Consider the following 20,621-nt stretch of genomic DNA (forward strand, 5'->3'; position numbering starts at 1 on the left):
ACAGTGAAATGCCGTTCATCCCTCCCATATCATGCCGATGGAAAACCTGTCCCCCGTAATATCCATGGCCTGCGGCAACCGCCGTAACGGCTCTTTCAGGCCGGAGGCCTAGCGATGCCGACAACACAACGACTATTCGTTCTCGCAGGAGGGCTTGCCGGGGCCGCCGGCGTGGCGCTGTCGGCGGTTGCCGCCCATGCCGGGGGCGGCAATATCGCAACCGCCGCGTCCTTCATGCTTGCGCATGCGCCGGCGCTGCTCGCGATCGGGCTCGTGGGCCGCGGCCGGGTTCTGGCCGCCGGGGGGAGCATCCTGCTCGTCGGACTGTTGCTTTTCTGCGCCGACCTTCTGTTGCGCCACTATGTCGGCGACCGGCTGTTTCCGATGTCCGCTCCGATCGGCGGCACGGCGATGATCGCTGGCTGGCTCGTCGTGGCGGCGTCGGCTTTCTCGTCCGGCAGCACGAAAAGCTGATCAGAGCGGCTTCCAGCCGCCATCCTTTTCGCCCGCGCGGAAGATCGCATCAATGACCCTCTGGTTCCTCACCGAGTCTTCCAGCGTGAATACCGCGACATCTTCGCCCTTTGCAGCCCTTGCGAACGCCTCCACCTGAAGCCTGTATTGCAGTGCCCCGGCAAACCGGAACGCCTGGGACTGCGAGCGGTCGCGGTTGTACAGCGTGACGACGTGATGGTCGTAGGTGCCGGCATTGAACGGTGCGGCGACCTCGATCACGCCGGCCTCGCCGTGGAACGCCATCGTCTGGCGCAACGCCATCTGCGTGGAGGTGTAGAAGGACAGTTCGAACCCGCCGAAATCAGCGCGCACGCTCGCATAGATGTCGGTACCGAAATCGGGCGAGCGCTCGACCGTGGCCTGGACGCGCAGCGGCTCCGCGCCGGTCACGAAACGTGTCGTCACGGTCGGATAGACGCCGATGTCCGGCAGCGCGCCGCCGCCCAGGTCGGGACGGTTGCGCATGTTCGCGGGATCATCGTTGAAATAGGAGAACGCGCCTTGCACGTGACGCAGGCGGCCAATGGCGCCAGTCCTCACCAAGTCCCGCACCTTCAGCCATTGCGGGTGGTAGGTGACCATGAAGGCTTCGCAGACAAGGACGCCTGCGCGGTCACGCGCGGCAATGACGGGGCCGATATCGTCCGCCCTGAGCGCCAGCGGTTTTTCGACCAGCACGTGCTTGCCGGCGTCTGCCGCCCTTATCGCCCATTCGGCATGCTGGGACGTCGGCAAAGGGATATAGACACCGTCAATCAGGTCCGACGCCAGCATCTCCTCGTATGAACCGAACGCATGCGGCGCGCCAAACCGGTCGGCAAGCGCGCGCGCCTTCGCGGCATCGCGGCTGGCAATGGCGGAAAGCACACCGTTCTCGGCGTCAAGAATGGCCGGAATGACCTGTTCGCGACCAATTTTCGCGGTGGAAAGGACGCCCCAACGGAACATTTCTACCTCCCGGATGAATTCGGGCGGACCCTATAGAGGGGGGAGAAAAAAGAAAAGCCGGGTGCGGGACCCGGCTTTGGCAGGCGCGCTATCGGGCAACTACGCCCGCAGCACTCCACCGGTCTGCTTGCCGACATTCTCGACGATCCTGCCGGCCAGCGCCTCGAAGTCCTCGTCGGTCAGGGTGCGGTCGACCGGTTGGATCGCGACCTCGATGGCCACCGACTTCTTTCCGTCTCCAAGCGCGGCACCTTCGAAGACATCGAAGACGCGCACCCCGGTGATCAGCTTCTTGTCGGCGGATGCGGCAGCCTTGGTCAGCGTCGCTGCCTCGACCACCTTGTCGACGACGAAGGCGAAATCGCGGCGTACCGCCTGGAACGGCGACAGATCGAGGCGCGGCTTGGTGCGCGTCGGCTTGGCCTTCGGCTCGGGTATGGCGTCGACGAACACTTCGAACCCGCAAAGCGGACCCGACACGTCGAGCGCCTCCAGCGTCTTCGGATGGAATTCGCCGAACGTTCCCAGCACGACTTTCGGGCCGAGCTTGATCGTGCCGGAGCGGCCCGGATGGTACCATTCCGGTCCGCCGGCTTCCACCTGCAGCTTGTCGACCGGCGCTCCTGCCGCCTCGAGGGCTGCGAAGGCATCGGCCTTGGCGTCGAAGACGCCGACGGGCGCGGCGTTGCCCGCCCAGTGGCGGCCTTGCCCGTCCAGTCTTGCCGTGCCGCGACGAACGCCGCCGGCAACGCGGCGTTGCTGCTCGGGCTTGTCACCTTCATAGGTGCCCGACACCTCGAACAGCGCGACATCGGCAAAGCCGCGATCGGCGTTGCGTTGCGCAGCCGCGATCAGTCCTGGCAGCAGCGATGGCCGCATGTCGGACATGTCGGCTGCGATCGGGTTGGCGAGCTTCAGTGCCGGCTGCCCGCCACCGAACAGTTCGGCATGCTTCGCCGGAATGAACGACCAGGTCACGGCCTCCATCATGCCGCGCACGGCCAGCGCCCGCTTGGCGTTGCGGGTCCGGATCTGGATTGTCGTCAGGATACGTCCGTTGACGGCGTCATGCGAGACGAGCGGCTGCGGCGCGATCTTGTCGACACCGTGAATGCGCATGATCTCCTCGACGAGATCGGCCTTGCCGTCGACATCCGGACGCCATGACGGCACCGCTACGTCGATGACGTCGCCATCGCCCGTCGGCACGAAGCCAAGGCGGGAAAGGATCGAACGGCTTTCATCTTGCGGCACGTCGATGCCTGTGAGACGCCTGACTTCCGACATCGGGAACGAAACGACCTTCGGCGTGTAACCGTCGTAGCCGACGACCTCAATGTCGCTCGGCGTGCCGCCGCACAGATCCATCACCAGCTTCGTCGCCAATTCGAGGCCGGGCACCATGAACTCGGGATCGACGCCGCGCTCGAAGCGATAGCGCGCATCGGTGATGATGCCGAGCTCGCGCCCGGTGCGTGCGGTGGCCAGCGGATCCCAGAGCGCCGATTCGATCAGCACGTCAGTCGTGTTCTCGTCGCAGCCCGAGTGCTCGCCACCCATGACGCCGGCGATCGACTCGACGCCGTTTTGATCGGCGATGACGCACATCTCGCTGGTCAGCGTGTATTCGCGCGCGTCGAGCGCCAGCACCTTTTCACCGTCCCTGCCACGACGCACGACGAGGTCGCCGGCGACCTTGTTCGCGTCGAAGACGTGAAGGGGGCGGCCGCGGTCGAAGGTGACGTAATTCGTGATGTCGACCAGCGCGTTGATGGGACGCAGGCCGATCGCGATCAGGCGCTGCTGCATCCACTTGGGGGAAGGCCCGTTGTTCACGCCCTTGACCATGCGCAACGCGAAGCCGGGGCACAACTCCGGTGCCTCGATCGTCACCTTCACGGGGCAAGCAGCGTCGCCCTTGATCGGCTCGATCGCGCGGCCCTTGAGCGTGCCTAGACCCGCCGCGGCGAGATCGCGCGCGATGCCGTAGACGCTGGTGGCATCGGGGCGGTTTGGCGTCAGGTTGATCTCGATCACCGGATCGTCGAGCTTCGCCCACGCCGCATAGCTCGTGCCGACCGGAGCGTCCTCGGGCAGGTCGATGATACCGTCATGTTCGTCGGAAAGTTCCAGCTCGCGTTCCGAGCACATCATGCCGTGGCTTTCGACACCGCGGATCTTGCCGACCGACAACGTCACGTCGATCCCGGGAACATAGGTCCCGGGCGCCGCGAATGCGCCGACGAGGCCAGCCCGCGCGTTTGGCGCGCCGCACACGACCTGAATCGGCGCGCCCGTCCCCGTGTCGACCGAAAGAACCCGCAGCCTGTCGGCATCGGGATGCTGGACGGCGGACAGCACCTTGGCGATGACGAACGGCTTCAGCGCCGCCTTGTCGTCGATGCTCTCGACCTCGAGGCCAATCATCGTCAGCTTCTCGACGATCTCGTCGAGCGATGCGTCGGTCTCCAGGTGGTCCTTCAACCAGGAAAGGGTGAGTTTCATGTCTCGTGTCCGTCGTTCGGTTTGACTCGTTCGACCGAGAAGCCCTCGTAGCGGGGCAGATGGTCGTCAATGATCAGAAAGGGCAGCCTGCGTTTCTCGAATGCATGCAGCGTCGGCGGGTAGCGTTCCGGCTCTTCCATGAAACCCAGCGACATATAGACCTCTCCGGGCAGCTTCTCGTCGCGATAGCCGATCTGGCTGCCGCAATAGTCGCAGAACGAGCGGATCACCCCGCCGGCGCGCCATGTCTTCGGTTCGCCGTGCCATGTCACCGCATCCTCGCGAAAGCCGACGAACGCCATCACCGGCGCGCCGCTCTGCTTTCGACAGTCGCGGCAATGGCAATAGGAACGCATCACCGGCTCCGCGCTCATCTCGGCGGAAATCAGCCCGCAGCGGCAGGATCCTGCGTGAGCACTCATTCTGCAGCGATCCCAGGTTTGGCTGCGCCGGGATATTTCCATCCGCGCAGCATGCCACGGATCGAGAGATCTTCGTCCACATCAGGCCAGTGAACTCCGTCGAGCATCAGTTCCACCTTGTTGCGCTCGCCGGGCGTGGCGCCAAGCAGGCGCGGATACCACCAGAGCGGCGTCACGATCTCGCGCCCATCGGCAAGCCGCACATGGAGGTTGACCGGATCACACCAGGCCTCAACCGGGCGCTCACTTTCCGGATATGGATTTGAAGAATTCATCCCATGCCTCCAGAAGCTCATTTCTGTGTTCACTGGCCACTTCGAGAATACGCTTCAAGTCGGAACTCTTGAAGCCTTGATGTTCCGCGAACTCTACCGAGCTCAACCAGACCTTGGCCTTGCCGCCTTGACCCGAGGCGTTGATATGAGGCGGCTCATCCATGTCCGACCCATAAAAATGAAACCTGATGCCATATTTGCGCAATACGGTCGGCACTAGCTGCTCAACCCTCCGAACAGCGTCGGCAGGTCGAGCGGGCGGAAGCCGTAATGCGACAGCCAGCGCACGTCGGCGTCGAAGAAGGCGCGCAGGTCCGGCATGCCGTATTTCAGCATTGCGATGCGGTCGATGCCCATGCCCCAGGCGAAGCCCTGATACTCGTCCGGGTCGAGCCCGCCATGGCGCAGCACGTTGGGGTGCACCATGCCGCAGCCAAGGATCTCCATCCAGTCGTTGCCTTCGCCGAAGCGCACCTCGCCGGGACGCGAGCGGTCGCATTGGATGTCGACTTCCAGAGACGGCTCGGTAAACGGGAAGAAACTCGGCCGGAAGCGCATGTTGACGCTCGGCACCTCGAAGAACGCCTTGCAGAACTCGCTCAGCACCCACTTCATGTTGGCGACATTGGCGGTCTTGTCGATGACCAGCCCTTCGAGCTGGTGGAACATCGGCGAATGGGTGGCGTCCGAATCCTGCCGGTAGGTCTTGCCGGGGATGACGATGCGGATCGGCGGCTTCTGCGTCTCCATAGTGCGGATCTGCACCGGCGAGGTGTGGGTACGCAGCACCTTGCGCTTGCCGTTCTCGTCCGGCTGGAAGAAGAACGTGTCGTGCATCTCGCGCGCCGGATGACCTTCCGGGAAATTCAGCGCGGTGAAGTTGTAGTAATCCGTCTCGATGTCCGGGCCCTCGGCGATCGCGAAGCCGAGGTCGCCGAATATCGCCGCGATCTCGTCGACGATCTGGCTGATCGGATGGATGCGGCCACGCTCGGCCGGCGCCTGGCGCACCGGCAGCGTCACATCGATCTTTTCAGCAGCCAACCGCGCCTCGATTGCCGCATCGCGCAGCTCGGACTTGCGCTGGTTCAGCGCCGCGCCGACGCGATCCTTCAGGCCATTGATCGCCGGCCCCATGAGCTGGCGTTCCTCCGGCGTCATCGCGCCGAGCGTCTTCAACTTCTCGGAGACCGACCCCTTCTTGCCGAGCGCGGCTACGCGCACGCCCTCGATCGCCGCCTCGTCCGAGGCCGCGGCAATGTCGGAAAGCAGGGCGGCTTCCAGGGTGGCCAGTTCCGCGTTCTGTTCGCTCATGTCGAAATCACTTCAAAGAGAATGGACGGATCAAAGAAAAACCCGCGCCGGCCGTGCCAGCGCGGGTTTCCCAATACAGGTGGTGCAGAAGCTTGGGAAGCGCTGGTCTTTAGGCGACAGCGCTTTCAAAAGCGTTCGGCGTGGTGTCCTTGAGGTATTCGAGCGCCGTCTTCGACTTGGCGACCAGCGCAGCGAATGCCTGCGGCTCGTGGATGGCCATGTCGGACAGAACCTTGCGATCGATCTCGATGCCGGCCTTGTTGAGGCCGTCGATGAAGCGGCCATAGGTCAGGCCATGCTCGCGGACGGCAGCGTTGATGCGCTGGATCCAGAGCGCGCGGAAATTGCGCTTGCGATTCTTGCGGTCGCGATAGGCGTACTGCAGCGACTTCTCGACAGCCTGCTTGGCGATGCGGATGGTGTTCTTGCGGCGACCGTAGAAACCCTTGGCCTGGGCAAGAACCTTCTTGTGCTTTGCGTGGGCGGTAACGCCTCTCTTTACGCGTGCCATGTCATGATCTCCTTAAAACTCTTGTCCAACCGGCTCAGAGGCCGCCGCCGTTAGGCAGAAAATTCTTCACGACCTTCTTGGCATCGGGTTCGGCCAGAACCATCATGCCGCGGGCGTCGCGGATGAACTTGTTGGAGCGCTTGATCATGCCGTGGCGCTTGCCGGCAGCGGCGGCTTTCACCTTGCCGGTGCCGGTGATCTTGAACCGCTTCTTGGCGGCCGACTTGGTCTTCATCTTGGGCATTTTGCTTGTCCTTTCCGTGGGCCTCCCGAGGGAGGCGAATGTGCTCCGGGCTGACCAAAGCCCGAAAAGCATAAGAAACCGCCACGGCATGCCCTGCCGGGCGGCTCTTTGAACGCGCGCTGTATATCGGTGCGCAGGCAAAAGCGCAACAGGCTTCTGCCTCGCCGCGCCAGAACGTCGACCGCTGTTATTTCGGAGCGAGCACCATCATCATCTGGCGGCCTTCGAGCTTAGGCTCGGCCTCCACCTTGGCGATCTCTCCGACGTCTTCCTTGACCTTGTTAAGAAGCTGCATGCCGAGTTCCAGATGCGCCATCTCGCGGCCGCGGAAGCGCAGCGTCAGCTTGACCTTGTCGCCTTCGTCGAAGAACCGGCGCACCGCCCGCATCTTCACGTCGTAATCATGCGTGTCGATGTTCGGACGCATCTTGATCTCCTTGATCTCGATGGTCTTCTGGCGCTTGCGGGCTTCCGCCGCCTTCTTCTGGCCCTGGTATTTCATCTTGCCGAGATCGGTGATCTTGCACACCGGCGGTTCCGCGTGGGGAACGATCTCGACAAGGTCCATTCCGGCGTCTTCCGCCATCAGCAGTGCGTCGTTGATCGAGACGATGCCGCGATTCTGGCCTTCGGCATCGATAAGCTGAACCTGCGGTACGCGAATCTCGAGATTGGAGCGCGGGCCTTCCTTTACGGGCGCCGTAGCTTTGAATGGTCTGCGAATGGTCGTAAACTCCTCGAATCGTTATAGTCGAATGGTTTCTTCACGGTTGCGGTTCGATGTGTCGCGCGCATGCCGCGCCACTCAATAACACAAGACCGGGAAAGAATCACGCGGAACGCTACAAACTCCCGACAAGAGGGCCTAGCCTTCATCGCATCGGAAACAACGCGGTGCGGTTCCACGCGCCCTTTCAATATATGAGCGAGAACGACCAATGTCCATGAACGCCGGCAAATTGGACCACCTTACGGTCGATGGCACCCGTATCGCGGTGCGCCATCGCGGCGGCCGAACCCCGGGCATCGTCTGGCTGGGTGGCTACCGCTCGGACATGATGGGCACCAAGGCCGAGACGCTCAACGGCTGGGCGGCTGACCACGATCACGCCTTCACGCGGCATGACTATTCGGGCCATGGCGAGTCCGGCGGGGCGTTTGCCGACGGCACGATTTCGGCGTGGCTGGCGCAGAGCCTCGCCGTCCTGCGTCAATGCACAGTCGGGCCGCAAGTGCTCGTCGGCTCCTCAATGGGCGCATGGATCGCGCTGCGCATGGTGCAGGAACTGCAGAAGGCTGGCGAAGGGGAACGGATCGCCGCATTGCTGCTGCTGGCACCGGCCCCGGACTTCACCGTTGAGCTGATGGAGCCGCAGCTTTCCGACGAACAGCGGCGCGAACTTGAAGAAACGGGAAGGATCGAGGAGCATTCCGAGTATTCGCCGGAGCCGAACATCTACACCAAGGCGCTTTTCGACGATGGCCGCAGGAACCGGGTCTTGACGGGGCTGATCGACACCCATTGCCCGGTGCACATCCTGCAGGGCATGGCCGATCCTGACGTTCCCTACCAGCATGCGCTCAAGCTGGTCGAGCACCTGCCCGCCGACGACGTCACCGTGTCGCTGATCCGCGACGGCGACCACCGGCTGTCGCGTCCGCAGGATTTGAGGATGATGCTAGCCGCACTTGAAGGACTGATCGAAAGGGCGGCTTGACAGACGCGGCGTGCGTTCTAGTTCGCCGCCACCGCCAGCCGTTTGCGCGCATAGGAGCGGCCTTCGGGGTCGAAGATGTGCAGGTCGCCGCCATCGGCGGTCAGCCGCATCGTGGTGTTGCGCTTGACCTCGGCGTTGCCCGGAAGCTTGGCCACCAGCGGTTCTCCCTTGCGTCCGAGATCGAGATAGACGAGTTGCACCTCGCCAAGCTGCTCGACGTAGTCGATCATGCCCTCGAAGAGAATGTTGCCCTCACCGTCACCTGCCACCCGTAGGTCTTCCGGGCGAACGCCGAAGCTGATCGCCGATCCTGCTGCATCTTCCGGCGTGGACACAGGCACATGCGCGACCACGCCGCCGGCGAGCCTTGCAGCCGTCGGTACACCTGCCCGCTCGATCGTCGCCGGCAGGATGTTCATCGAGGGCGAACCGATAAACTGCGCCACGAACAAATTGCCCGGGTGGCAGTAGAGGTCCATCGGTGTCCCCACCTGCTCGACATAGCCGTCCTTCAGCACGACGATGCGATCGGCGAGCGTCATCGCCTCGACCTGGTCGTGCGTGACGTAGATCATCGTGGTATCCGCCATCGTCTCCTTGAGCTTGGCGATCTCGATGCGGGTGGCGACCCGCAGAGCGGCGTCGAGATTGGACAGCGGCTCGTCAAACAGGAAGACCCTGGGATTGCGGCAGATGGCCCGGCCGATGGCCACGCGCTGCCGCTGGCCGCCAGAAAGCGCACGCGGCAGGCGGTCGAGATATTGCGTAAGTTGCAGGATCTCAGCTGCCTGCTTCACGCGCGCCTCGATCTCGGTCTTGCTTGCCTTGGCGATCTTCATGCCGAAGGCCATGTTGTCGTAGACCGTCATGTGCGGGTAGAGCGCGTAGGACTGGAACACCATGGCGATGCCGCGCTTGGACGGCGGGACGTCGTTGACGACTTCGCCGCCGATCTCCAGCCGTCCCGACGTGATGTCCTCAAGCCCGGCAATGGTGCGCAGCAGCGTGGACTTGCCGCACCCCGAAGGACCGACGAAGACGATGAACTCGCCGGATTTTATGTCGAGGTCGATGCCGTGCAGGATTTCGAGGTTTCCGTAGGCTTTCCTGACATCCCTCAGCAGTAGCTCGGCCATGGTTTCCTCCCGGTGGCACGTCTAAGAAATTCTCCCGAACCAGCCGCCATAGGCTGGCAACCGTATGACGCCATCCGCATTGGAACCGGACAGGCCATGGCCGAGGATCGACTCCGGCGTCGCGTCGTCACGCAACGTGGTCGAGGCTTCCTCGTGCCCCAGATTGAATACGCACATTATGCGTTCGCTGCCCTGGCTGCGCACGAAAGCGACCACGTCGCCGCTTGTCTGCAAAAACTCGATCGCGCCTTTCACCAGCGTCGGATGGTCGGCGCGGAAGGTGAGCATCCGACGATAGTGCTCGAGCAACGAGCCCGGATCGTCTTCCTGGGTATTCACCGCGAGCGTGATGTGCTCGGCCGGCACCGGCAGCCACGGCTTTGCGGTCGAGAAGCCGCCATTCGGCTGATAGGATTCCCAGACCATCGGCGTGCGGCAGCCGTCGCGCCCCTTGAACTCCGGCCAGAAGCGGATGCCGTAGGGGTCATGCAGGTCCTCGAAGGCAAGGTCCGCCTCTGGAAGGCCGAGTTCCTCGCCCTGATAGATGCAGACCGAGCCACGCAGGCTCATGAGCAGTGCAGAGATCACCTTGAGATAGGCGTTGCGGTCGGGTTCCAGCGCGGCCCAGCGCGAGGCGTGGCGCACCACATCGTGGTTGGAGAAGGCCCAGCACGACCATCCGTCCGGAGCGACGGCGCCGAATGCTTCCAGAACCATGCGCACACGCTGCGCGCTGATGCGGTCGGGTCCGAGGAAGTCGAAGGAATAGCACATCTGGATGCGGTCATTGCCGGCCGTGTAGTCCGCCACGATTTTGAGGCCGCGTTGCGCGTCGCCCACCTCGCCCACGGCAGCGGCGGCGGGATATTCGTCGAGCAGAGCGCGAAAACGCTTCAGGAAGGCGATGTTTTCCGGGCGGCTCTTGTCGAAGACATGATCCTGCCAGTTGTAGGGGTTCACCGCCGGCGCGGTGGAATAGTCGCGATCTTCCGGCGCGAGTGGCGGATTGTCTTCCAGCCCCTCGCTGTGAAAGTAGAAATTGATCGTGTCGAGGCGGAAACCGTCGACCCCACGCTCGAGCCAGAAGCGGGTGATGTCGAGCAGTTCGTCCTGAACGTCCGGGTTGTGAAGGTTCAGGTCCGGCTGCTCGGCGAGGAAGTTGTGCATGTAATATTGCTGGCGGCGCGTATCCCACGCCCACGCCGAGCCGCCGAAGATCGACAGCCAGTTGTTGGGCGGCGTGCCGTCTGGCTTCGCGTCGGCCCAAACGTACCAGTCGGATCGCGGATTGTCGCGCGATGCCCGGCTTTCCTTGAACCAGACGTGCTGGTCCGAGGTGTGGGACAGAACGAGGTCGATCATGACCTTGAGCCCCAGCCTGTGAGCCTCGGCGATCACGGCGTCGAAATCGTCGAGTGTGCCGAACAGCGGGTCGACTGCGCGATAGTCCGAGACGTCGTAGCCGTAGTCGGCCATCGGCGAGCGGAAGAAAGGCGAAATCCAGATCGCGTCGACCCCGAGCCGCGCGATATGCGGCAGGCGCATCAGCACGCCGCGCAGGTCACCGACACCGTCGCCATCGGAATCCTGGAAGGAACGGGGATAGATCTGATAGATCACCGCGCCGCGCCACCAGTCCCGGTCAGGCCGGGTCATGGGTCTTGCGCGCTCCATGTCCCGGTCGTGCATCTGGACTGCCGTCTGCATCAATCAACCACCTTTGACCGAACCCGCGAGCAAGCCGCGGACGAAATAGCGTTGCAAGGAGAAGAACACGATCAGTGGCACGATTATGGTGATGAAGGCCGACGTGGTGAGAATTTCCCAGTCTCCGCCACGCGACCCCAGAAGGGCGTTGAGCTTTCCGGTCAGTACGAGTTGGCTGGACCCCGATCCCAGGAACACCATAGCGACGAGCAGATCGTTCCAGACCCACAGAAACTGGAAGATGGCGAAAGATGCAAGCACCGGGAACGACAAGGGCAGCACGATCTTGACGAAAATCTCGAAGTCGCTGGCGCCGTCGATGCGGGCGGACTCCATGATTTCGCGCGGCAGGCCGGCGATGTAGGAACGCAGCAGGAAGATCGCGAACGGCAGACCGAAGCCCGTATGGGCCAGCCATATGCCCAGATAGGTCTTGGACGGCACGCCGAAGAACGCGCCGACGCCGTTGTAAAGCTTGAGCAACGGTATCAGCGTCATCTGGAGGGGCACGACCAGCAGGCCGATTACCACAGCAATGAGAATGGCGCGGCCGGGGAACCGCATCCATGCCAGCGCGTAGGCGGCGAACGCCGCGATGAGGATCGGAATGACCGTAGCCGGAATCGTGACCGTCAACGAATTGATGAAGGAGCGCCCGATGCCCTCTGAGAAGAGGACGGTTTCATAGTTCTCGGTGGTGAAGCGCGGCGGCGTCGTGGCTTCGAAGAACACCCGCTGGCCGCGCCTGCCTTCGAACGCGACCGGCGACGAATGCTCGTAGCTGCCATCTTCATTGACCACCAGTGTCACGCCGTCGCCAAGATCGGCAGTGGTGCCCACCTCATGCTCGGTCGGCTCCTGGATGCGGGTGCCAAACGCGGCGATGGTCCCGGCGTCGTCTTCACCCAGAAGGTTGCCGGAAATGACGAAGCGGCCATCGCGCTCGACCTGTGCCTCTGCGCCCTCCGTGCGGCCCTGGCCGGTCTGGGACGACGTCGTCAGCGCCGTCCACCATCCGGAAACGGCGATCTGGTCGCGGTCGCGCAGCGAGGAAACGAGGATACCGAGCGTCGGTATCGTCCATGCGATCACGATCAGCAAAACGGCGAGATGCACGCCCCAACGGGAAGCGAAGCTTTTTCCGGCAGCAGCGGCCATCTCAGTGCCCCTTGGTCTCACGCGTCGCGTTGCGGATGTTCCAGATCATGATCGGGATGACGGCGAGCATGATGACGATGGCGATGGTTGCCCCGCGTCCGAAGTCACCGCCGCCACGGAACATCCAGTCGAACATCAGATTGGCGAGCACCTGGGTGTTCCACTGGCCGTTGGTCATCGTCAGCACGATGTCGAAGACCTTGAGAACGAGGATGGTGATCGTGGTCCAAACGACGGCGATGGTGCCCCAAATCTGCGGCACCATGATCTTCCAGAAGATCTGGAAACCGTTGGCGCCGTCGATGGTTGCCGCTTCGATGGTTTCGTCCGGAATGCCGCGAAGCGCCGCCGACAGGATGACCATGGCGAAACCGGTCTGGATCCAGATCAGGATCACCATGAGAAAGAAATTGTTCCAGAACGGAATCGAGATCCATACCTGTGGCTCGCCCCCCAACCACTGGACGAACGCGTTGAGCACGCCGATCTGCGTCTGTCCGGCGCCGCGATATTCGTAGATGAATTTCCAGATCACGCTGGCGCCGACGAAGGAAATGGCGAGCGGCATGAAGACGAACATCTTGGCGACGTTGCCCCACCAGATGCGGTCGGTGAGCACCGCGATGACGAGGCCGAAGAAGGTGCAGGCGGCCGGCACCACGGCCAGCCAGAGAAGGTTGTTGAAGATCGCCTGCCGGAACTCGCGATCGCCGAACGCCCATTCATAATTGTCGGTGCCGACGAAATTCCGGCCGCCACCATCGAGGAAGGAAAGCCGCGCCGTCTCGATCACCGGATAGACGAGGTAGATGGCCAGGATCAGCAGTGCAGGGCCGAGGAACAGCCAGGGACGTATGAGGCCCTGACGGCGCAAATTGTCGATCGCGGCATGGCCCTGGACCCCGCGCGATGGAAAGACGAGATCGAGCAGGCGATTGGCGCCCCAGAAATAGGCCACGCAGCCACCGACACCAAGCACCACGGTGAGAAGCGCGGAAACGATCTGCCACGTCATGCTCGCCCTCCTGTTTCAGTAGAGGCGCATCGACCCCCACTCCGTCCCGCTGCGCGGGCCACCTCTCCTCCGATCGACGGGGGAGAGGAAGGCTCAGGTCCGACAATCCCGTTCTCTTCGATTGCCCGGCAGGGGGATGAGGGCCCCGATCCGCGCTACTTGATCGAATCCCAGCTCGACTGGATTTCCGTCGCGACCTGTTCGGCCGGCTTGCCGCCGACAAGCTCGACCACACCGGTCCAGAAGGACCCTGCCCCGATGCGGCCTGGCATCAGGTCCGAACCGTCGAACCGGAACGTCGTTGCCTCAGCGAGAATTTCGCCCTGGCGCTTGAGTTCCTCATTGGCATAGGCGTCCGCGTTCACGCCCTTGTGCGGCGTGACGAACCCGGACTGCGCCATCCACAATTCATGGGTCAGAGGCAGCTTGAGGAACTCGATGAACGCGCGCGAGGCGTCGGAATCCTTGGTGATCATCGCAAGGGTGCCGGCACCCAGAACCGGACGGCCGAGATCCTTTTCCGCATAAGGCGGCATGTAGAAGAAGTCCGCATCGATGCCCAACTCGGTGCCTTCGGGGAAGAAGGACGGGATGAACGACGCCTGATGGTGCATGTAGCAGCGCGGCGGAATCCCGAACAGGCCCTTCGGGCTGTCGCGGAAGTCGGTCGCCGCCACCGCGGCTGCGCCGCCATCGACATAGTCGTCATTGGTGGCAATCGAGGCGAAGATTTCCAGCGCCTCGACCACCTTGGGATCGTTGAACGGGATTTCGTTCGTCACCCACTGGTCATAGACCGAGGGCTCGTGAATGCGCAGCATGATGTCCTCGACCCAGTCGGTCGCCGGCCATCCGGTCGCGCCACCGGAACCCAGGCCGATGCACCACGGCACACCGCCGTCCTCGACGATCTGGTCCTGCAGCGCCAGCAGGTCTTCCATGGTCTCCGGTATTTCGTAGCCCGCATCCTCGAAATTGTCGGGCGAGTACCAGACCAGCGACTTCACGTCGGCCTTGTAGGGAAAGGCGAAGAACTGCTCTTCGCCGTTCTCGTTGGCATAGGTTCCCAGATCGACCCAGGATTCGCCGGCGCCATAGTTCTGCGCCACCCATTGTTCGGTCTCATCGCCGAGCGGCGTCAGCAGGCCCTTCGAGGCGAGATCCTGGATCAGGCCCGGCTGAGGCAGGATCGCGATGTTTGGCGGGCTGCCGGCCTGGGTGTCGATGACGATCTGCTGTTCATAGTTCTCCGAGGATGAATAGTTGACCGTCGCGCCGGTTGCCTCGCGGAAATAGTTGAGGACCGACTGGATCAGATCCTCGTCAGCACCGCGCCAAGGCCCGAAGACCGTCAGCGTCTCTCCGGAAAGATCGGTTTGCTGCAGCGTCTCGTAATCTGCCCAGTTGAAGCGATCGTCCTCGCCCGGTTCGAAGAGCAGTTGCGCAGAAGCCGGTGATACATGCAGCAGCGCGGCGAGCGCGGCGCCCGCCATCAGGGTCTTCTTCATGGTATTCCTCCCGTACGAAACTTTCATTCGATAGGACGCGGAACCTCCATTCCGCGCGTCGCGCTTCCACCATCGCCGATTGCCGAAACATCCTCCTCGACGGCACCGCGAAGCGCTTGCGTGGCAGCATCTTCGGCACCGACACACGACGGAGTCAAGTGCGCGGCGATAAATCGATTTAAACCGGGATTCGGGGCCCCGTTATCGAATCAATATCGAAGACATTCCCCATTTCTGCTCGATCGGTCCGCGCGGGATGCTGAGCGCAATCAGGAGTATGCCGCTGACCAGGCTCGACACGGTCGCGGCAGCGCTCGCGTCGAATATGAAGGGTGTCACGAGAAGCGCGGCACCGAGCGGCATATTGAGGAAGCGCACCGCGCGCCCGATCTCGGCGAAGGCGATGACGCTGAACGTGACCACCAGCGCGCCGATGAGATGATCGGCATCGGCCATCGCGCCATCGCTGCCGAAGGTCAGGCGCGTGAACATCAGCCAAAGGCCGATCAAAGCGCACAGTGTCAGCGTCCAGGGGAAGTTCACCCCACCGCCGAAGAGGTCGGCGATGATCGCGCGGGCGGGCCGGGCGAATTCATCCGCCTCGTCCTGCTGTTGCGCGGAGTCGCTGCCGCGGACTTCGTCGGTGTCACCAGTGAAGAATATCTTCAGAAGCGGCGCGCCCTGTTTCCGGCGGCGATAGAGAAACTCGCAGGTCGCGATCAGCTCGTCGAGCGAGTAGGGGATCTGGATCAGCATCGCGGCCGCGCCGATCAGGCAGAGCGTGCACCACGTGCCAAGCACGATCGGCTGAATGATGATGAACGTGATCGAGACCACGCCAAGCGGCACGATGAGAACACCGAAGGCCACCACCATCCAGGGCATTGTTCGCCAGCGGCGGCGCGAGCCGATCAGGCCGGTGAGGATCTCAAGCACATAGACCGCCGCGCCGGCGCCCGCATCCGGCACGGGCCATGCCTCCGAAACGCTTGACGTGACGATATCCTCGCTGCCGTTCTTGCCCGGCACGGTGCCGGGGAAGAACGGATCCCACGCCGCCTCGATATGGCCGAGCTGGTAGGCCGCAAGATAACGTGAGAAGTAGAGCCCGACGAAGGCGAGCAGGATGATCGGCGCGCGCTGCAGCCAGCCGGATGGGTTGTAGCTCCAGCCGGGCGGGATGTTGGGGCCGGTCATCTCGGCGACCGGGCTGATGCCCGGCGTCGGCCTTACTGCGAGGGCGAAGCCGATGACCAGCGTGCCCACCAGCGTGCCGTTGAGATAGGCGGCGGCAGACGGGGTCCACAGGAACAACGGTGCGGCGAGAAGCCAAAGGCCGATGATGGCGACGCCATAGCGCACCAGCGCCAACCGCCAGGACAGCGAAGCGAAGCCCAACCCCATCAGCAGGACGCCGGCGGCGATATCGCTCCACCCCATCCATGTTCCGGAATAGCCCATCGTCGCCGGCGAGAAGATCAGCCACGAACCAAGTGCCGCATTGGCGAAATGCGCCCAGAGATTGTCCCGATGCTCGCGCCGGAACTTCTCTTCGTACCCCGCCCGGATCTCTTCCGGATTTTGATCCGACACTTCGTCTGCGGTTTCAAGCCAATCCGGCGGCGTGATGCGGTTCTTCTTGTACCAGACCAGCGGATCCCGCTTCAGCGCGGCGACGATCTTGGGCAGGGTTTCGGCAATGCCGCGTTTCGGCTGCCACCCCAGCAGATCGCGGGCGCGCGTGATGTCGAGAGCGTAGTGATCATCCGCCATTTCGATCATGAAGGCGCGGATGAAGGGCTTCTCACCCTTGTCGATGTCGTCGGGGATGACCGGCTCAGCTTTCTCCTCGACCCACGCGCCGACTTTTGCCAGCGGCTTAGGCAGCGACAGCGTCGCCCATTCATCCTCGCCATGGATCAGCTTGCCCAGACGCTCCTGAAGTTCCGAATAGGCGAGCGCGTCCTCTTCGCCGGCGAGGATCACGACCTCGTCGGGCAGGGCTGCGCGTTTTTCCACAGCGAGCCGGAAGAGGCGCATCATGTCCTCGCGGTGGATGAAGGACTGGCCGGCATCCGTGTCGCCGGAATACAGCCGGCTCTTCATGTCGCGTTCGTAGATGCGGGCGATCTGGTGAGCCAGCGTCGGCACCGCCGTCTCGTCGTCATAGAGCCCGGCCAGATGCAGCAGCAGGACGGGGATGTTGCCGCGATGGGCGTGGATGACTTCTTCTGCCTTGGCCTTCGAGATCGGATAGGCCCATTTCGGCTCGATCGGGGTGTCTTCGTCGACCACATCGCCGGGCTCCCCGGCACGATGGACCAGCATTGTGCCGGAATAGATGAAGCGCTCGACCTGGAAGGATTGCAGCGCATCGAGAAGGTGACGCGTGCCCTCGACATTCACCTTCTCGTAGAGCGGGTTCTCCTCGCCGGTGAAGTCGAAATAGGCGGCAAGGTGGATCACCGCCGCAATGGTGCGGCCGTGGTCACGCGCGAATTCTTCCAATGCGCGATCAACCGAAGCCCGGTCGGAAAGGTCGATCTCAAGCAACGGAAAATCGGCGGTCTTGCCCTTCATGTCGAGACCGACGATGTCGAACGCATCGCCGAGTTTCTTGGCCAGCGCGCTGCCGATGCCGCCGGCCGCACCCGTGATCAATACGACAGGCTTTTCGTGGCTTGCCATGAATTTCTGCCCCTCTGAGAATCGTCAGATGAGGCAACGCGGGCATGCTGTGGTTCGTTCCTGCGGAGTCGAGCGTCAGTCGGGCAGGACGGCGGTCGCCTCGATCTCGACCTTGGCGTCATTCTCGATCAGCGCGACCACCTGCACCATCGTCATCGCCGGAAAGTGCTTGCCCATCACGGAACGATACGCTGCCCCGACGCCCTTGAGATTGGCGAGGTAGTCCTTCTTGTCGGTAACGAACCAGGTCATGCGGACGATATGTTCGGGCCGGCCGCCGGCCTCGCGCAGGATGGCGACGATGTTGCGCAGCGCCTGCTGGGTCTGGCCGACGAGGTCCTTTGCCTCGAAGACCTGATCGCCGGTCCAGCCGATCTGGCCGCCGACCCATACCGTTCGCCCCTGCGCCAGCATGCCGTTGGCATAGCCCGAAGCCTTCTTCCAGTTCGAGGGATGAAGGTTTTCATGCGGCGTGCGGGCGTCGGTCATGCGAGAATCCTCCGATGGCGAGCCCGGCCGGCCCGCTCTGCTTTGGCGGCGTCAGACGCCGAGATAACGATCCTGAAGTTCGGGCGTCAGTTCCGCCGGACGTCCCCGCCAGACGGTGGCGCCCTTCTCGAGCACAAAGCAACGATCGGCGCACGGAAGCAGTTCCGACAATGTCTTGTCGACAATCAGGATCGACTGCCCCTGCTGCTTGAGGGTGCGGATGACAGCCCAGATGTCATGCCGGATCACCGGCGCGAGACCTTCGGTCGCCTCGTCGAGGATCAGCAGCCCCGGATTTGTCATCAGCGCCCGGCCGATTGCCAGCATCTGCTGCTCGCCTCCCGAAAGCGTGCGCGCCATCTGGTCGCGGCGCTCGGCCAGGCGCGGGAACAACTGATTGATTTCGGCCAGCGTCCACCGACCCGACCGCGCGGCGGCAGTCAGGTTTTCGGCAACCGTCAGGTTGGGAAAGCAGCGCCGTCCTTCCGGCACCAGTCCGAGCCCCAGCCGCGCGATGCGATGCGGCCGCATCGCGTGGATATCCCGGCCGGCATAGCGCACGGAGCCCGAGCGCGCCGGCGTCAGCGCCATGATCGAGCGGATGGTGGTCGTCTTGCCCATGCCGTTGCGGCCCATGAGCGCCACCACCTCGCCTTCGCCGACATCAAGGTCGACGCCGAACAGCGCCTGGCTTGCGCCATAGAAGGTCTCGAGGTCCTTGATTTCAAGCAGGCTCATTCGGAATCCCCCAGATAGGCGCGGCGGACTTCGGGATCGTTACGAATTTCCTCCACCGTGCCGGAGGCGATGATGCGACCATAGACCAGGACGGAAATGCGGTCGGCGAGCGCGAAGACGGCATCCATGTCATGCTCGACCAGCAGGATCGGCGCCTCGCTACGCAAGCCATCGAGAAACTCCGTCAATTGACGTGATCCTTCCGGACCCATCCCGGCCATCGGTTCATCGAGCAGGAACGCGCGTGATCCCAGTGCCAGCGCGATGGCGATCTCGAGCTGCCGGCGCTCGCCATGCGACAGCTCGGCGGCTGCGACACCAGCACGGCCCGCGAGGCCGACCCGTTCGAGCGCCGCCATGGCGGGATCGACCAGAGTGGGGTCCTTCTTTACCGGCCTGAAGAAACGGAAGGACGAACTCTGCCTCGACTGTACCGCAAGCATCACGTTGCGCAGCGCGGAGAATTCCGGCGCCAGCGACGAAACCTGGAAGGAGCGCCCCAGCCCTAGCCTTGCCCGCGCGGCGACGCCGAGATGACCGACGGGCTGGCCGAGGAACGAGATGTCGCCGGAATCGGGTTTCAGCGTCCCAGCGATCTGGTGGATCAGCGTCGACTTGCCCGCCCCGTTGGGACCGATCAGCGCGTGAATTTCGCCAGGTCGCAGGTCGAGACTGATATTCTCGGTCGCCTTTAGGGCGCCGAAGCTCTTGTTGAGGCCGCGTATGTCGAGGACGATATCAGCCATGACGCGCCTTTCCGGCAAGCAGCCCGAGCATGCCGCCGCGCGCAAACAGCACCACGCCGAGAAGTGCGAGACCGAGGAATAACTGCCAGCGTTCGGTGAACCCCCCCAGCAGGAACTCGAACATCACATACAGCATGGCCCCTGCAACCGGACCGTAGAGCCGGCCGACGCCGCCGAGAATGATGAGCACGATGAACTCGCCCGACATGTGCCAGGACAGCATGGACGGGCTGACGAAACGGTTGAGATCGGCATAGAGAGCGCCTGCAAGCGCGGTGATCATGCCGGAAATGACAAACGCGACGAGCCTGATCCTGAACGGCGCGATGCCGACCGAGGCAACACGGACCTCGTTCTGCCGCGCCGCCTGCAGCGCAGCGCCGAAGCGGGAGTCACGGATGAAGGCGGAGACCAGCAGCGCGACCATCAGCACGGCGTAGCAGATGAGGAAATAATTCAGCGGAACCATCGTGTTCACGCCGGGAAAGCTGTTGCGCACGATGATCGAGAGCCCGTCCTCGCCCCCATAGGCAGGCCAGGAAATGGCGAAGTAGAACGTCATCTGGGCGAAGGCGAGCGTGATCATGATGAAATAGACGCCCGACGTGCGCAGTGAGATCACGCCGATGCCGGCGGCCAGCAGCCCGCCGGCGCCCAGCGCCACCAGCCAGATGATGGGCATCAGCGTCGTTCCCGGCACCGAGAGGATGCCGAAGTCGAGCGGTTGGGCGGAAAATGCATGGCTGGCGAGGATACCCGCGGCATAGCCGCCGACGCCAAAGAAGGCGGCATGCCCAAAGGATACCAGCCCGCCCAGGCCGAGCGCGATGTTGAGCCCGACGGCGGCAAGGCCGAGGATCGCCATGCGTGTTGCGAGCGTGACGTAGAACGGATTGCCGAACTGGATCGCGGCGAACGGTATCGCCAGCAGCAGCAACGCCAGCACGAGATTGATGACGGTTTCGCGTGAGATCGCCATCGCG

General features: G+C 63.2%; 21 protein-coding genes. 2 read left to right on the forward strand and 19 right to left on the reverse strand.

The genetic code is table 11. The annotated features are described in order from the left end of the window. The first annotated feature begins 114 nt into the window (after nt 1–114). The gene (locus AAFN84_RS11550; protein WP_347514700.1) at nt 115–474 is read left to right on the forward strand and encodes a DUF423 domain-containing protein; all 360 of its coding nucleotides are present in this window, start codon (nt 115–117) and stop codon (nt 472–474) included. Here the strand turns inward: AAFN84_RS11550 and AAFN84_RS11555 are convergent, their stop codons facing one another. The 9 genes from AAFN84_RS11555 to infC form a co-directional block, all read right to left on the reverse strand. Beyond that, the gene (locus AAFN84_RS11555; RefSeq protein WP_347514701.1) at nt 475–1,464 is read right to left on the reverse strand and encodes a Gfo/Idh/MocA family oxidoreductase; all 990 of its coding nucleotides are present in this window, start codon (nt 1,462–1,464) and stop codon (nt 475–477) included. A 99-nt stretch (nt 1,465–1,563) separates the two neighbouring features. Continuing rightward, on the reverse strand, nt 1,564–3,969 hold the full coding sequence (pheT, locus tag AAFN84_RS11560) for a phenylalanine--tRNA ligase subunit beta (RefSeq protein ID WP_347514702.1): 2,406 nt from the start codon (nt 3,967–3,969) through the stop codon (nt 1,564–1,566). Continuing rightward, a complete protein-coding gene (locus AAFN84_RS11565) occupies nt 3,966–4,391 on the reverse strand; it encodes a GFA family protein (RefSeq protein ID WP_347514703.1) in 426 nt (141 codons plus the stop codon). The genes pheT and AAFN84_RS11565 overlap by 4 nt, the downstream gene beginning before the upstream one ends. Beyond that, nucleotides 4,388–4,666: a DUF2442 domain-containing protein gene (locus tag AAFN84_RS11570; RefSeq protein WP_347514704.1), complete on the reverse strand. Its 279-nt coding sequence runs from the start codon at nt 4,664–4,666 to the stop codon at nt 4,388–4,390. The genes AAFN84_RS11565 and AAFN84_RS11570 overlap by 4 nt, the downstream gene beginning before the upstream one ends. Continuing rightward, nucleotides 4,635–4,883, reverse strand: a complete 249-nt coding sequence (locus AAFN84_RS11575; protein WP_347514705.1) for a DUF4160 domain-containing protein — start codon at nt 4,881–4,883, stop codon at nt 4,635–4,637. Before AAFN84_RS11575 ends, AAFN84_RS11570 begins: the two co-directional genes overlap by 32 nt. Beyond that, complete coding sequence (pheS, locus tag AAFN84_RS11580; RefSeq protein WP_347514706.1) at nt 4,883–5,980, reverse strand: phenylalanine--tRNA ligase subunit alpha; 1,098 nt, start codon at nt 5,978–5,980, stop codon at nt 4,883–4,885. Before pheS ends, AAFN84_RS11575 begins: the two co-directional genes overlap by 1 nt. A gap of 109 nt (nt 5,981–6,089) precedes the next feature. Then, entirely contained in the window at nt 6,090–6,491 is a 402-nt protein-coding gene (gene rplT / locus AAFN84_RS11585; RefSeq protein ID WP_347514707.1) for a 50S ribosomal protein L20, read from the reverse strand. A 34-nt stretch (nt 6,492–6,525) separates the two neighbouring features. After that, complete coding sequence (rpmI, locus tag AAFN84_RS11590; protein ID WP_347514708.1) at nt 6,526–6,735, reverse strand: 50S ribosomal protein L35; 210 nt, start codon at nt 6,733–6,735, stop codon at nt 6,526–6,528. 187 nt (nt 6,736–6,922) lie between these two features. Next, nucleotides 6,923–7,459 (reverse strand): translation initiation factor IF-3, encoded by a 537-nt coding sequence (gene infC / locus AAFN84_RS11595; RefSeq protein ID WP_347515114.1) that lies wholly within the window; start codon nt 7,457–7,459, stop codon nt 6,923–6,925. 220 nt (nt 7,460–7,679) lie between these two features. On the opposite strand from infC, the gene AAFN84_RS11600 reads away from it, so the two are divergent. Next, on the forward strand, nt 7,680–8,453 hold the full coding sequence (locus AAFN84_RS11600; RefSeq protein WP_347515115.1) for an alpha/beta hydrolase: 774 nt from the start codon (nt 7,680–7,682) through the stop codon (nt 8,451–8,453). Between the two features lie 17 nt (nt 8,454–8,470). Here the strand turns inward: AAFN84_RS11600 and ugpC are convergent, their stop codons facing one another. From ugpC to AAFN84_RS11650, 10 genes are all read right to left on the reverse strand, one after another. After that, on the reverse strand, nt 8,471–9,589 hold the full coding sequence (gene ugpC, locus AAFN84_RS11605; RefSeq protein WP_347514709.1) for a sn-glycerol-3-phosphate ABC transporter ATP-binding protein UgpC: 1,119 nt from the start codon (nt 9,587–9,589) through the stop codon (nt 8,471–8,473). 21 nt (nt 9,590–9,610) lie between these two features. Beyond that, on the reverse strand, nt 9,611–11,263 hold the full coding sequence (locus AAFN84_RS11610) for an alpha-glucosidase (RefSeq protein ID WP_347515116.1): 1,653 nt from the start codon (nt 11,261–11,263) through the stop codon (nt 9,611–9,613). Between the two features lie 36 nt (nt 11,264–11,299). Beyond that, complete coding sequence (locus AAFN84_RS11615; protein ID WP_347514710.1) at nt 11,300–12,454, reverse strand: carbohydrate ABC transporter permease; 1,155 nt, start codon at nt 12,452–12,454, stop codon at nt 11,300–11,302. A gap of 1 nt (nt 12,455) precedes the next feature. Next, nucleotides 12,456–13,469 (reverse strand): sugar ABC transporter permease, encoded by a 1,014-nt coding sequence (locus AAFN84_RS11620; protein ID WP_347514711.1) that lies wholly within the window; start codon nt 13,467–13,469, stop codon nt 12,456–12,458. Between the two features lie 155 nt (nt 13,470–13,624). Beyond that, complete coding sequence (locus tag AAFN84_RS11625; protein WP_347514712.1) at nt 13,625–14,977, reverse strand: ABC transporter substrate-binding protein; 1,353 nt, start codon at nt 14,975–14,977, stop codon at nt 13,625–13,627. A gap of 201 nt (nt 14,978–15,178) precedes the next feature. Beyond that, nucleotides 15,179–17,665 (reverse strand): NAD-dependent epimerase/dehydratase family protein, encoded by a 2,487-nt coding sequence (locus AAFN84_RS11630; protein ID WP_347514713.1) that lies wholly within the window; start codon nt 17,663–17,665, stop codon nt 15,179–15,181. A 75-nt stretch (nt 17,666–17,740) separates the two neighbouring features. Continuing rightward, entirely contained in the window at nt 17,741–18,154 is a 414-nt protein-coding gene (locus tag AAFN84_RS11635) for a RidA family protein (RefSeq protein ID WP_347514714.1), read from the reverse strand. Between the two features lie 51 nt (nt 18,155–18,205). Continuing rightward, entirely contained in the window at nt 18,206–18,892 is a 687-nt protein-coding gene (locus AAFN84_RS11640) for an ABC transporter ATP-binding protein (RefSeq protein ID WP_347514715.1), read from the reverse strand. Continuing rightward, entirely contained in the window at nt 18,889–19,638 is a 750-nt protein-coding gene (locus AAFN84_RS11645) for an ABC transporter ATP-binding protein (protein WP_347514716.1), read from the reverse strand. Before AAFN84_RS11645 ends, AAFN84_RS11640 begins: the two co-directional genes overlap by 4 nt. After that, nucleotides 19,631–20,611, reverse strand: coding sequence for a branched-chain amino acid ABC transporter permease (locus AAFN84_RS11650; protein ID WP_347515117.1), 981 nt, complete (start codon nt 20,609–20,611; stop codon nt 19,631–19,633). The genes AAFN84_RS11645 and AAFN84_RS11650 overlap by 8 nt, the downstream gene beginning before the upstream one ends. Nucleotides 20,612–20,621 lie beyond the last annotated feature (10 nt).

This window comes from Mesorhizobium sp. CAU 1741, assembly GCF_039839275.1.
Lineage (GTDB): Bacteria > Pseudomonadota > Alphaproteobacteria > Rhizobiales > Rhizobiaceae > Aerobium.